Source organism: Agrobacterium tumefaciens, assembly GCF_031801495.1.
In the GTDB taxonomy this organism is placed as follows: domain Bacteria; phylum Pseudomonadota; class Alphaproteobacteria; order Rhizobiales; family Rhizobiaceae; genus Agrobacterium; species Agrobacterium tumefaciens_K.
Genome location: NZ_JAOEGC010000002.1, coordinates 1413894 through 1426282 on the forward strand (window position 1 = coordinate 1413894; position 12389 = coordinate 1426282).

General features: G+C 58.4%; 13 protein-coding genes. 4 read left to right on the forward strand and 9 right to left on the reverse strand.

The features are described from left to right. Nucleotides 1-14 precede the first annotated feature (14 nt). Entirely contained in the window at nt 15-950 is a 936-nt protein-coding gene (locus N7578_RS16305; RefSeq protein ID WP_311111326.1) for a DMT family transporter, read from the forward strand. Between the two features lie 15 nt (nt 951-965). On the opposite strand, the gene N7578_RS16310 is transcribed toward N7578_RS16305, so the two are convergent. The 5 genes from N7578_RS16310 to yajC all read right to left on the reverse strand — a co-directional run bounded on the left by N7578_RS16310 (nt 966) and on the right by yajC (nt 5885). Beyond that, nucleotides 966-1424, reverse strand: coding sequence for a hypothetical protein (locus N7578_RS16310; RefSeq protein ID WP_311111327.1), 459 nt, complete (start codon nt 1422-1424; stop codon nt 966-968). A gap of 117 nt (nt 1425-1541) precedes the next feature. After that, the gene (locus N7578_RS16315) at nt 1542-2387 is read right to left on the reverse strand and encodes a phytoene/squalene synthase family protein (RefSeq protein ID WP_311112532.1); all 846 of its coding nucleotides are present in this window, start codon (nt 2385-2387) and stop codon (nt 1542-1544) included. Nucleotides 2388-2510: 123 nt separating this feature from the next. Continuing rightward, nucleotides 2511-2903, reverse strand: coding sequence for an Mth938-like domain-containing protein (locus N7578_RS16320; protein WP_311111328.1), 393 nt, complete (start codon nt 2901-2903; stop codon nt 2511-2513). Next, nucleotides 2903-5470 (reverse strand): protein translocase subunit SecDF, encoded by a 2568-nt coding sequence (gene secDF, locus N7578_RS16325; protein ID WP_311111329.1) that lies wholly within the window; start codon nt 5468-5470, stop codon nt 2903-2905. Before secDF ends, N7578_RS16320 begins: the two co-directional genes overlap by 1 nt. Before the next feature lie 67 nt (nt 5471-5537). Further along, the gene (gene yajC / locus N7578_RS16330) at nt 5538-5885 is read right to left on the reverse strand and encodes a preprotein translocase subunit YajC (RefSeq protein ID WP_311111330.1); all 348 of its coding nucleotides are present in this window, start codon (nt 5883-5885) and stop codon (nt 5538-5540) included. Between the two features lie 205 nt (nt 5886-6090). On the opposite strand from yajC, the gene N7578_RS16335 reads away from it, so the two are divergent. Next, entirely contained in the window at nt 6091-6963 is an 873-nt protein-coding gene (locus N7578_RS16335) for an ATP-binding protein (RefSeq protein ID WP_311111331.1), read from the forward strand. 108 nt (nt 6964-7071) lie between these two features. Here N7578_RS16335 and N7578_RS16340 read toward each other — a convergent pair whose 3' ends face one another. The 3 genes from N7578_RS16340 to N7578_RS16350 form a co-directional block, all read right to left on the reverse strand. Further along, a complete protein-coding gene (locus tag N7578_RS16340; protein WP_138792547.1) occupies nt 7072-7275 on the reverse strand; it encodes a DUF3126 family protein in 204 nt (67 codons plus the stop codon). A 173-nt stretch (nt 7276-7448) separates the two neighbouring features. Continuing rightward, a complete protein-coding gene (gene cysE / locus N7578_RS16345) occupies nt 7449-8273 on the reverse strand; it encodes a serine O-acetyltransferase (RefSeq protein ID WP_311111332.1) in 825 nt (274 codons plus the stop codon). Nucleotides 8274-8414: 141 nt separating this feature from the next. Continuing rightward, nucleotides 8415-9191, reverse strand: a complete 777-nt coding sequence (locus N7578_RS16350; protein ID WP_311112533.1) for an alpha/beta hydrolase — start codon at nt 9189-9191, stop codon at nt 8415-8417. 215 nt (nt 9192-9406) lie between these two features. On the opposite strand from N7578_RS16350, the gene N7578_RS16355 reads away from it, so the two are divergent. Beyond that, nucleotides 9407-9652 (forward strand): zinc-finger domain-containing protein, encoded by a 246-nt coding sequence (locus N7578_RS16355; RefSeq protein WP_035261222.1) that lies wholly within the window; start codon nt 9407-9409, stop codon nt 9650-9652. Nucleotides 9653-9684: 32 nt separating this feature from the next. Continuing rightward, the gene (locus N7578_RS16360; protein ID WP_311111333.1) at nt 9685-10851 is read left to right on the forward strand and encodes an FAD-dependent monooxygenase; all 1167 of its coding nucleotides are present in this window, start codon (nt 9685-9687) and stop codon (nt 10849-10851) included. A gap of 9 nt (nt 10852-10860) precedes the next feature. Here the strand turns inward: N7578_RS16360 and N7578_RS16365 are convergent, their stop codons facing one another. Beyond that, on the reverse strand, nt 10861-12048 hold the full coding sequence (locus tag N7578_RS16365; RefSeq protein WP_311111334.1) for a cystathionine beta-lyase: 1188 nt from the start codon (nt 12046-12048) through the stop codon (nt 10861-10863). Nucleotides 12049-12389: the final 341 nt, after the last annotated feature.

The window sequence follows — 12389 nt, forward strand, 5'->3', positions numbered from 1 at the left end:
CCCCAAGGCAACAGATGACCACAAATTCCGGCTTCAGCGAAACGGTTAGAGGCATGATGATCATGGCCGGCTGCATGATCGTGCTGCCCGTCATGGACGCCATCGCCAAATATATGGCGGTCAGCGGCGGCATGTCGCCAGCCCAGGTGACGTTCTACCGATTCTTCTTCCAGCTGCTTTGCACCCTGCCCTTGATTCTGGTGGTGTCGCCGAAAGCGCTCTTCACCGCCAAGCGCCCATGGATGAACTTTCTTCGCGGTATCCTCCACGCCGCCGCCAGTCTGACGTTCTTTGCCGCCGTCAAATACATGCCGCTGGCAGACGTCTTCGCCATCTATTTCGTCGAACCCTTCATGCTGACCATGATGTCGGCGATTTTCCTAGGCGAAAAAGTCGGCTGGAAGCGCTGGACGGCCATTGCGGTCGGCTTTGGCGGCGCAATGATCGTCATCCAGCCGAGTTTCGCGATCTTTGGCTGGACATCGCTCCTGCCCGTCGTCTGTGCCTTCCTGTACACGCTCTATCTGTTCATGAACCGCGCCATCGGTGATGCCGACAGCCCGCTCACCATGCAGACGATGGCAGGCATCGCCGGTACGGTTTTCATGGGCGCGGCCCTGCTGATCGGCGACAGCTTCGGTGACAAGGATTTTGCGATCTCGCTTCCGCAGACAGGCTGGCATCTTGTCCTGCTCGTGCTGCTGGGTTCGATATCGGGCTACATGCACCTGCTGATCGTTCAGGCGTTCCGATTGGCGCCGCTGTCTCTGCTGGCGCCGTTCCAGTATTTCGAGATCATTTCCGCAACCGTGCTGGGTTACGTCTTTTTTTCCGACTTCCCCACCCCGTCGAAGTGGCTGGGTATCCTCATCATCGTCGCATCGGGCCTGTTCATCATCTGGCGCGAACGCAAGCACGCTGGAGTGCCTCAGCCGCTCACCACCCAATAGGCTGACGGCATGGCGTCAGGCGTGCGGGGGCGGAAGATCATGCGCATGCTGATCCTGCGCCTCTACGAGGCTGCCCAGCAGCCAGAGCGAAACCTCGGCGGCTTCGCCGGCCGATTTGAAGCGATAAGCACCGCTGTGTTTCGGCGTGTCTTCGAAGGTCACAACAAAACCGTCGCCACTTTCGAGGCTTTCCACACGAATACGCTCAGGATCGATGAGGAGGCACGCGTAATGTGATCCCATGTTGCGCAGGAAGCCTGCCTTGTTGTCGTGCAAGCGGACAAATGCAGCCTGCCCGTCAATTGTCATGTGCAGGCTGCGGATCGCCTCGTTCGGAAAGGCCCGGGCGAAATCAATGATGGCCTGCCCGACATCGTGACTATTGTCTTCTTCTGTCGCCCGCGACATCCGTAGCGCATAAAAAGCGAAGACTGCAAGCAGTACGAAGACGATGATCCAGATCGTCAAACTCATCCGCGACGCTCCTCCTGGCAATTGTCCAATGCGATTCGCGAGTCTGAACGCACGAACCCGATGCCCGGTTCATACCAGCCGAGGCTTGCGTGGAGTTTGGCTGTGAAAAGTATTCCCTCAGAATCTCTTGAGAAAGGATGCCTTCGCGAGAAGCCATTGCCGGCGCAACTGAGACAGCTGCACTCCGCCATCCAGCAGATCGGGGCCGGCCTTCCTGGCAACCGCGATCACCGGACCGGCCAGCGCGACGGGCAGATACGCAGGAAGAACCGGGCGTGGGATCTGCTGACGCCTTGCCTTGGCAAGATGATCGAGCGCGTGAACGGCAAACAGTTCGATCGCTATGCCGATGCGCTGTTTGTCGTCGCCTTCGAGGAAGGTCTCACGGTTTAGACCCGCCGCAGCCAGCATGTCGGCGGGAATATAGACCTGTCCACGACGACGATGCAGCGGCATGAGCAGCAGCAACCCTGCCATGACCTGAGCCACACCGGCATGACCGGCGGCTTCTGCGCTGGCAACGGCATCCTCCGGCGAAAGAACAAGGCTCGCCAGCTGTATCAGCGCAGACGCGGTTTCGCCCGCATAACCCTCAAGCGCATTGCGATCCTCGAAAACGTCGTCGTAGAGATCGAAAACGCGCGCCTCGATCATGTTGATGAGAACCGGACGCGGCAGACGATGTTTTTCGACGGTTTCGAGAAGTGCCGATGCAACCGGATGGGACTGGCTGTCACCATGCGGGTTCCCCTCCAGGAGATCCCTCCACCACTGCATGCGTACCTCGCCGGGCAAGGCTTCACGCACCAGATCGCGGATACGGGCGATTTCGGCATTGAATGCGTAAAGAGCCGCCAGAGAGGGACGCTTGTCCTCCGGGGACAGCAGGCATGCCAGATAGCGGTCACGGTCTGTGTCGCGCAGCGTCGCAAGGCAGATGTCGAGATTTTCTTGGCGCGCCATCATTCCCCGCGAGGTCCGTCTTTAGACCCTGATCTGCTTTCTTGGGAAAAGCGGATCATGTTCTTTATTTTGTTTCACGCATATCCGGACGAAAAGCCGGATTACGCTTCTCCTGGAAACGCACTAACCTTCGACTGCGATCAGAGCAGCCGCCACGGCGCGCGATTCCGAAAGCAGAATATTGTAGGTTCGCACTGCGGCCCCCGTGCTCATTGGGTCAACAGAGATGCCCGCATCCTTGAAGACGGCGCGCAGTTCCTTCGGAACCACCCGCATGCCATCCCCCATGCCGATCAACAGTACCTCGATGTCCTGAGCTTCCGCCAGAACCTTTTCGAAATGCTCAAGCGTCAGGTCATTGTACGTCACCGGCGCCCAGCCGTTGATGCCCGAAGGTAGACACAGAAGCGAACCGCGATGCGACATGTCGGCAAAGCGAAATCCGCCATTGCCATAAGCATCGATGGGCGCCCGGCCGGGAAAATGGGCCGGGCGTATTTCGATCCCGCCAGCCATCAGACGGCAGGCTTGCCGCCGATGGTGCCACCCTTGGCAACATCTTCCTTCTCGTCTTCGGCGTCAGCGCTTGCAGGACGCAGCTTGAAGGCGATCAGGACCGGAGCGGCGATGTAGACCGATGAGAAGACACCGATACCAATACCGAACAGCATCGCGAAGGTGAACGACCGGATGACTTCGCCACCGAAGAGATACAGCGCCAGCAGGGCCAGAAGAACCGTCAGACCCGTCAGGATCGTGCGCGAAAGCGTCTGGTTCAGCGACACGTCGATAATCATCGACAGGGGCATTTTCTTGTAGCGACGCAGGTTTTCACGGATGCGGTCATAGATGACGACCGTATCGTTCAGCGAGTAACCGATGATCGTCAGGATCGCCGCGATACTCGTCAGGTTGAATTCTATTCCAAGGAACACGAACAACCCGAGCGTGAACACCACGTCATGCACCATCGAGATGACCGCACCGAGCGCGAACTGCCATTCGAAACGGAACCAGATGTAGACCATGATCGCCACCATCGCGAGCACGATACCCACGGTGGACGTGAACGTCAGGTCGCCCGAAACAGCCGGACCCACAACTTCGACACGGCGGAAGTCGTATTTGTCTTCCAGCTCGCCACGCACCATGGTGATGGCGGACTGCTCTGCATTTTCGCCGCCTTCCTGCGCCTGGATACGGATCAGGACGTCCTGAGGCGTGCCGAAGTTCTGCGCCTGAATCTCACCAAGGTTGAGCTGGCTCAGACGGTCGCGAATATCCGCGAGATCCGCATCGCCCTGCTTGGCGCGTACTTCGATGACGGAGCCGCCCTGGAAGTCGATGCCGAGGTTAAGGCCCTTTCCGACGAAACCGCCAACGCATGCAAGCATGATTGCACCGCTGATGATGAACACCACCCGGCGATAACGCATGAACGGGATATCGCGACCATCGAACATGGCGGTGCGAACGCCCTTCGGCAGATGCTTCGGACGGCTGCGACGAACCCAGAAGCCGAACATCCAGGCCGTCAGCGTGTAGGCTGTGAAGACGGTGGTGATGATACCGACAGCCAGCGTGACCGCGAAGCCCTTGACCGGACCCGTACCCATGTAGAACAGCACGCTGGCGACGATAAGTGTCGTTAGGTTGGCGTCGATGATCGTCGCGAAGGCTCGTGAGAAGCCGTTCTCGAGTGACGATATCAGTGGTTTTCCGCTCTTCACCTCTTCACGTATGCGCTCATAGATCAGAACGTTGGAGTCAACCGCCATACCGATGGTCAACACGATACCGGCGATACCCGGTAGTGTCAGTGTCGACCCGATAATACTGAGCACCGCCAGAAGCATCACGATGTTGACGATGAGGGCGATGTTCGCCAGCAGGCCGAAGAAGCCGTAGAAAACGAACATGAAGAGCAGGACGCCGACCGCGCCGATGGCGCTAGCCGTCAGACCGGCGGTGATGGAGTCGCTACCGAGGCTCGGACCGACGGTGCGTTCCTCAACGACCGTCAGCGTTGCCGGAAGTGCGCCGGCGCGAAGAAGCACGGCCAGATCGTTTGCACCCTGAACGGAGAAATTGCCGGAAATCTGACCCGAACCGCCGATGATCGGCTCACGGATGACCGGAGCGGAAATCACCTGGTTGTCGAGTACGATGGCGAAGGGCTTGCCGACGTTCTGCTGCGTTGCCTGTGCGAAGCGCTGAGCACCACGGCTGTCGAACCGGAAGGTGACGACCGGCTCGTTGTTCTGCTGGTTGAAGCTTGCCTGCGCATCGACCAGGTTGTCACCCGAAACGAGAGCGCGGCGTTCGACCAGATACGGAACCGGAGGATCGTCCTGGGAATAGAGAACTTCAGAGGTTGCGGGCGGACGGCCATTCATCGCCTCCTGCACCGGCATGGTCGTGTCGACCATGCGGAAAGAAAGCTTCGCAGTCTGGTTCAGAAGCGATTTCAGGCGCTGCGGATCCTGAAGACCTGGCACCTGCACGATGATGCGGTCGCTGCCCTGCCGTTGGATGAGCGGCTCGGTCGTGCCGACTTCATCGACGCGGCGGCGTACAACCTCGATCGACTGCGATACAGCCGACGACAGACGGTAATCGATACCCTCGTCGGTGAGGTTGAGACGTAGGGAATTGTTGTCGCCGTCGTTCATCGTGACTTCGGTCACGGTGCCGCCGACAAGTGTCCCGTGGGATACCGGCAGCGTCAGGTCACGAAGCGCGGTTTTCGCGGCCTCGTACTGCGCCGGATCGCTGATGCGAACCAGAACCTGCTGGCCGTTACCCGTCAGACCGGAATAGCGGATGTTGGCGTCGCGGAGCTGCGTGCGAACATCACCCACGATGGTTTCGAGACGTTCCTTGACGATGTCGGAACGCTCGATCTTGAGCATGATGTGCGAACCGCCCTGGAGGTCGAGACCGAGCGTTACCTTGTTGTCCTTGTACCAGGCGGGCATGCTGGCCAACTGCTTGTCAGTAAACAGGTTGGCGGAGGCGATGACGACGCTTGCCAGAACAAGCAGCCATATAAAGACTGTTTTCCAACGGGAAAAATGAAGCATTTCGATCTCGGTCAGGGTTGGGGTCGCGGAAGCCGCAACCCGTCAAAGGTTCGTTATTCCGGCGGGATCAGGAAGCGGCTTCCGTCTTGACCACTTCGCCCTTTACACGCACTTCGGCGATATAGGCACGCGCTGCGCGGATCTTCACGCCTTCGGCGATTTCGACTTCGAGTTCGTTGTCGTCGATAACTTTTGTCACCTTGCCGACGATGCCGCCACCGAGAACGACCTGATCACCACGACGAATGCTGGTGAGCGTTTCCTGACGCTTCTTCATCTGTGCGCGCTGCGGGCGGATAAGGAAAAAATACCAGACCACCATGAGCGGCGCAAACAGGAAAAGCATCTCGAGGCCGGAGCCGAGTGCCGACGTGCCGCCTGCTGCATCCTGGGCAAAAGCGTGACTAATGAACATATAAAACTCCTCAGATTACAGCACCGTCTATGGATGCGCCCCAGCTTTCAAGTCGCCGGAATATAGTGGGGAACGCCGTGAATGCAACAGATGCAAGGAACACGCCGTACCGATTCCGGACCTCTTAACCTTTATGCACTGGAAACGCCATGCTAGGCGGGGCCGAAAACATCGTTTTGAACATGGCAATACCGGGAGAAACATCATGATTCAGGAAGAAACGGCATCCCTTCTTCTTGCCGAACTGCGCAGGCTGGCAACGGCCGTCGAGCGGCTTGCCGGGCCTGCCCCTGCCGTAAACGACTGGAATGCCGCCGACTGTTTCGTCTGGGCGCCTGCCAATGCGTGGCTCCAGCCCGTCGCCCGCCCGAACCGCGTAGCGCTGAAACTCATCCGCGGCGTCGATCACGTACGCGACATCCTGCACGAAAACACATTGCGTTTTGCCGAAGGTTTCGCCGCCAACAACGTGCTGCTCTGGGGCGCGCGCGGCATGGGAAAATCCTCTCTGGTGAAGGCAGTTCACGAAGATGTGCGCGCCGCAAGCAGCGTGGCGCTGAAGCTCGTGGAGGTTCACCGCGAGGATATCCACACCCTGCCCGCCTTGCTCGACATTCTGAAATCGACGCCACACCGCGTCATCGTTTTCTGTGACGACCTGTCCTTCGACCACGATGATACCGCCTACAAGTCGCTGAAGGCAGCGCTCGATGGCGGCATTGAGGGGCGGCCAGACAATGTTCTGTTCTACGCCACCTCCAACCGCCGTCATCTGCTGCCCCGTCACATGATGGAAAACGAGCAGTCGACGGCCATCAATCCGTCTGAAGCGGTCGAGGAGAAGGTTTCGCTGTCGGATCGTTTCGGCCTGTGGCTCGGTTTCCACAAGTGCGGCCAAGAAGACTACCTGACGATGATCGACAGCTACGCTGCGCATTTCGATCTCGGCCTCGCGAAGGAAACGCTGCACCACGAGGCGCTCGAATGGGCGACAACACGTGGGGGACGTTCCGGCCGCGTAGCGTGGCAATATATTCAGGATGCCGCCGGTCGTCTGCGCAAGCCGCTGGATCGATAATGTCACCGACGAGGTGACACCATTCCGACCAGATAAAAAACCGCCCGTAACGACATCGCTACGGGCGGCTTTTTCTATCAATATTCTATTGTCACCTTACGGAGACAATCAGAGATCCACGTCGAGGATCGCCATGGAAAAATTGTAGGAACGGTCGCCGTCTTCGTCGTCGATATAGACAACACCCAGAAACTCGTCGCCGAGATAAACTTCAGCGGAATCGTCCTTGCGGGGACGCGCCTTCACAACCATCTCCGGATTGAAGGTACGCTTGAAATAGGCGTCGAGCTTTTTGATTTCGTCGGCTTTCACCACTGTTCTCCTGTGCGGTTTTCACGGCGCCGCGCACCTATTCAAGGCGCGTCGCAGGGACGCCGTGCTTCTAAAAATCCACGCCGCTTTTGGCATGGCTTAACGGCGAAAGTAAAGTGAAAGCGGGATGAGCGTCCGCATGTTCCACACAGACGTTCATCAAGACAGCGAGATCAGATATCGGCGCCGATGATCTGGTCCATGATGCGCGACGGCTCATTGCAGCCAGCCTCACCAACCACCTTGGCGGGTACGCCTGCGACTGTCGCGTTGGGCGGAACGGGCTTGAGAACGACCGAACCGGCGGCAATGCGCGAGCAGGAGCCGATCTCGATGTTGCCGAGGATTTTTGCACCTGCGCCGATCAGCACGCCGCTGCGGATTTTCGGGTGGCGATCAGCCCCTTCCTTGCCCGTACCACCGAGAGTGACGCCGTGCAGGATGGAGACGTTGTCGCCGATAACCGCGGTTTCGCCCACCACAAGCCCGGTAGCATGGTCGAGGAACAGGCCCTTGCCGATCCGTGCCGCGGGGTTGATGTCCGTCTGGAAGACGCTCGAGGCGCGGCTCTGCAGGTAGAGCGCGAAGTCCTTCCGTCCCTTGTGCCACAGCCAGTGCGCCAGACGGTGTGTCTGGATGGCATGGAATCCCTTGAAATAAAGCACAGGCTCCATGAAACGGGTGCATGCGGGGTCACGGTCATAGACCGCCTGAATGTCGACACGCAGAATTGCGCCCCACTCCGGCCAGTCTTCCAGCATTTCATCGAACGTCTGGCGCAGCAGCACGGCCTGCATGTCCGGGTGATCCAGAAGCTCGCAGATGCGGTAGATGACACATTCTTCAAGCGAATGATGGTTCAGGATCGTGGAATAGAAAAAGGCGGACAGCAGCGGATCCTGCGATGCAGCTGTGCGTGCCTCGTTCTGCAGGCTTACCCAGATCGGATCGACGATGGACAGCTGATCCTGCTGACGGGCCTCGGTACGTGCGACCATGAATGGTGTCCTCACTTGCGGTGGTCGTTCTTTATACAGAAAAAGACGTCGCTTAGAAATGGGATTCGAACGATGACTTTAAAGGCAGGAAAGCATCAGTTTTTCTTCATCACGGATGAAAAAACGTTTCGCTCTCGGCAATCAAAGGCCCGCGTAAAATTCGAGAACCGCCGCCTTGAACACCCTGTCGCCAACGGCAAGCATGTGATCGCGGCCGGGAATGTCGATTGCCCGCGCATGCGGCATGATATCGGCAAGTTCCTGACCGGAACCGGCGATATCGTCTCTGGTGCCAACGGCAATCAGTGTCGGGGCGTCGATTTTCGCCGCCTCTTCCCGGCTGACGAGAACACGCGAGGTTTCGATACAGGCGGCCAGCGCCAGCCGGTCGCTTTTCGTCTGATCGGCAAAGGCCCGGAACATGCGGCCGCGTTCATGGGTCACCACATCGATCGAAGGCGCAAGCAATGCCTCGGCGATCGGGTCCCAGTCGCCAACACCGTCGACCATGCCGATGCCAAGACCGCCGAACACGAGGGAGCGTACCCGTTCAGGATGCGCCATGGCAAGAAATGCAGAGATGCGCGCGCCCATGGAATAGCCCATGACATGCGCTTCGGGAATGCCGAGATGATTGAGCAGAGCAACGGCATCTTCCGCCATCACCGGCGGGTAATAGGCCTCTGAATCATGCGGTTTGTCGCTCGCGCCATGTCCGCGATTGTCGATGGCGATCACCCGGTAGCCTGCTTCGCCGAGCGTCTTCAGCCAGCCGGGATGAACCCAGTTGACATTCGCACTGGAGGCAAAGCCATGGATCAGAAGAACCGGATCGCCCGCAGGATCACCTTCATCGAAATAGGCCAGACGCAGGCCATCGTGAAAAAAATCGGAAAATTGTGGCGTATTGAGATTCATGGAAGGAACTCTTGTCAGTTGCGCAGGTGCCTCATTGATCTTCATCAAAGACATCCGTTTTGCCGGACCATATGGCAGGAAATCGCAAGGTTGAACATGTTTTCCTGACGATTTTTATGGAGATGCAACGCGTTTGAGGCTACATATCCGCAACAGTGAGCCGGGTCGCGATGACGACGCAGCGCTCAATCACAATTTCGCATTTGGAGACAAGCATGGCCGGGCATTCCATTCCCCACTTCCAGAACGACGGCGGACACCGCATGATCGAGATCGGCGTCAAGGAATTCATGTGCACCGGCGCTTCGGTTCCTTACGACCACCCCCATATCTTCATCGACATGGGCGATGATAATGAAAAGGTCTGTTCGTACTGCTCCACGCTGTATCGGTACAATCCGTCGCTGAAAGCCGAGCAGACCAACCCTCCGGGTTGCGTCTTCCACGTGAAGGCGGCCTGATCCTCTTTTCTGATTTCTGATCGGGGCGGCCAATGCCCGTAAATTCCGTTGCAATCATCGGCGCCGGCATAGCCGGCCTTGCCGCCGCTCTTTCTTTTGCCCGCAAAGGCGTCAGATGCGACATTCTCGAACAGGCGCCCGAACTCGCCGAAGTCGGCGCCGGTCTGCAGGTATCGCCGAACGCGGCACGCATTCTGGCCGAACTCGAAATCCTGCCACGCCTCGAAGAGCGCTGGACCGAGCCGGTCAGTATCGATCTCGCCTCGGGAAAATCCCTGGCCACGCTTCTGTCCCTGCCGGTCGGCAGGGTGGCACGCGCGCAATGGGGCGCTCCCTATGGCGTGCTTCATCGCGCCACTCTGCAGCGAACACTTTATGAAGCGGTGATGCGAAATCCACTTTGCCACCTGCATCTTGGCAAGAGGATCGAAAGCGCACGGCCGGAAACGATTTCCGCCATCACCTTCCGCGATCACGACCTGATTGTCGGGGCTGACGGCGTCTGGTCCGCCGCACGCTTTGCGGTACCGTCCGCGCCATTGTCGACCTTTTCGGGAAATGTCGCGTGGCGCTTTACGATCGATGACCGGGATGTACCGTCTTCCATGAACAAAAGCGCCGTGACCGCCTATCTAGGGCCGCGCGGGCATATCGTCGCCTATCCGGTCAGAGAGGTCGGCGGCCTCAACATCGTTGCCATCGCACTCGGGCCCGATCCCGGCGCAACCTGGCGGGCGGAATCGAGCGGGCAGCAAAAGACCATGCTGATGCAGCAGTTCCGCGACTGGAATCCCGAAATCGTGCGATTGCTGGCATCGGCGCAGCAGCCCACCTTCTGGCCACTTTATCAGGCTGGCGAAGGGCGCTGGCATAACGGTCGCGATACGGTGCTGATCGGCGATTCGGCCCATGCCATGATGCCCTTCGCCGCACAGGGCGCGGCCATGGCTATCGAGGATGCATTTGAACTGGCAGGCATCGTGACCGGCGCCCTGCCCTTGCCACAGGCGCTTGCCGCTTTTGAAGCAAGACGATTGCCGCGCATTGAAAAGGCCCGCAAGCGGGCCTCCATCAATCGATTTGCCTATCATGCGCGTGGTCCCTTCCGTCTTGGAAGGGACTTTGTTTTCGCCACGCGCCCGACGCAGGCCTTTCTCAAGGACTTCGACTGGCTTTACGGCTACCGCGCCGAAGGTTGACGGTGGCGGTCAGACCGCCGCCGCTGCCGCAAATCCGATCTCGAGATCCTTCTTGAGGTCGGCAATGTCCTCGAGACCGATCTGCAGGCGGATAACCGGCCCCTCGGTCGGACCTTTGGCGATGGTCCTGTCGGCGAGCGACACTGCGACGGCCAGAGATTCGTACCCGCCCCAGGAATAACCGAGGCCGAAGAAGGTCAGCGCATCGAGAAATGCCTGCGCCGTCTCCTTGAACTTTCCTTCGCGCGCCTTCAGCACGAATGAAAACACGCCGCTTGCACCCTTGAAGTCGCGTTTCCAGAGCTCATAACCCGGAAATCCCGGCAGAGCCGGATGCAGAACCTGCAGCACATCCTCGCGGCCTTCCAGCCATGTCGCGATGTCGAGTGCGCTTTTTTGATGGTGTTCCAGCCGCACCCCCATCGTGCGCAGGCCGCGCAGGATCTGGTAGGCGTCATCGGACGTCACGCAGATGCCGAGATTGGCGTTCGCCTGATAAAGCGCCTTCCAGTGCTTTTCGTTGGCGGAGACGAATCCCATCAGAACGTCCGAATGACCGGACGGATATTTCGTCGCCGCATGGATCGACACGTCGACCCCGAAATCGAGAGGCTTGAAATAGAGCGGCGTGGCCCAGGTGTTGTCCATGGTGACAACGCAGTCATGCCTGTGAGCGACCGTCGTGATCGCACGGATATCCTGAATATCGAAGGTATTGGAACCGGGCGCCTCGGTGTGGATCAGCTTTGTGTTCGGGCGAATGAGTGCCTCGATACCCGCACCAATCGCTGGGTCGTAATAGTCGATCTCCACGCCGAGCTTGCGCAACATCACATTGCAGAAACGCCGTGTCGGGAAATAGACCGAATCTACGATCAGGGCGTGATCACCCGCCGAAAGGTAGGCAAGAAACGGAACAGTGACCGCAGCCAGACCCGACGGCACAAGAATTGTGCCCGCCGAACCCTCCAGCTCGTTGACCAGATTACAGAGTGCATCAGTAGTGGGCGTGGCATGCGTGCCGTAGGTGTATTTCTGGTCCTCCGTGGCAAGCGTCTTCGCATCGGGAAAAAGGACCGTGGAACCACGAACGATGGGTGGGTTGACGAAACCGAAGCAGTCATACGGGTCGTTGCCGCCATGGGCCAGGCGGGTATTCACACCTGCGCCCGCGCGCAGGTCATTTTTCTTGGTCATTGCGGATCAGCTTTCGAAGATGTTTGACGCGAGCGACAATGCTGAGCGCGAAACCCGAGGTCAAGCCCTCAACGAGGAGGCCAAACGGTGCCGTTTTTCCACAATAACAGCACGCAAAAAGTATACAAAAAATATGCAGGTGTAAATTTTTGCCAAAACCTGATTACTTTTTCAGCCTATGCACTGTTTGAAGTCAAATTTTGGAAAATTCCTTTTTGTAGGCACAATTATTGCTCGCAAGTCTTGACCCAAGCCGGAATGTCGACTGTGATGTACAAGGCGGATCAAAAAGATACGTCGAAGGGGGAACTGGGGGACACAATCACGCAGACCCTCTTCCA

Bases quoted from the DNA above. Each gene is read 5' to 3' on its own strand.
- N7578_RS16365 (WP_311111334.1), bottom strand. From the start codon at position 12,048: ATGACCAAGAAAAATGACCTGCGCGCGGGCGCAGGTGTGAATACCCGC.
- N7578_RS16310 (WP_311111327.1), bottom strand. From the start codon at position 1,424: ATGAGTTTGACGATCTGGATCATCGTCTTCGTACTGCTTGCAGTCTTC.
- N7578_RS16360 (WP_311111333.1), top strand. From the start codon at position 9,685: ATGCCCGTAAATTCCGTTGCAATCATCGGCGCCGGCATAGCCGGCCTT.
- N7578_RS16305 (WP_311111326.1), top strand. From the start codon at position 15: ATGACCACAAATTCCGGCTTCAGCGAAACGGTTAGAGGCATGATGATC.
- N7578_RS16315 (WP_311112532.1), bottom strand. From the start codon at position 2,387: ATGGCGCGCCAAGAAAATCTCGACATCTGCCTTGCGACGCTGCGCGAC.
- yajC (WP_311111330.1), bottom strand. From the start codon at position 5,885: ATGTTCATTAGTCACGCTTTTGCCCAGGATGCAGCAGGCGGCACGTCG.
- N7578_RS16355 (WP_035261222.1), top strand. From the start codon at position 9,407: ATGGCCGGGCATTCCATTCCCCACTTCCAGAACGACGGCGGACACCGC.
- N7578_RS16350 (WP_311112533.1), bottom strand. From the start codon at position 9,191: ATGAATCTCAATACGCCACAATTTTCCGATTTTTTTCACGATGGCCTG.
- N7578_RS16335 (WP_311111331.1), top strand. From the start codon at position 6,091: ATGATTCAGGAAGAAACGGCATCCCTTCTTCTTGCCGAACTGCGCAGG.
- secDF (WP_311111329.1), bottom strand. From the start codon at position 5,470: ATGCTTCATTTTTCCCGTTGGAAAACAGTCTTTATATGGCTGCTTGTT.
- N7578_RS16320 (WP_311111328.1), bottom strand. From the start codon at position 2,903: ATGGCTGGCGGGATCGAAATACGCCCGGCCCATTTTCCCGGCCGGGCG.
- cysE (WP_311111332.1), bottom strand. From the start codon at position 8,273: ATGGTCGCACGTACCGAGGCCCGTCAGCAGGATCAGCTGTCCATCGTC.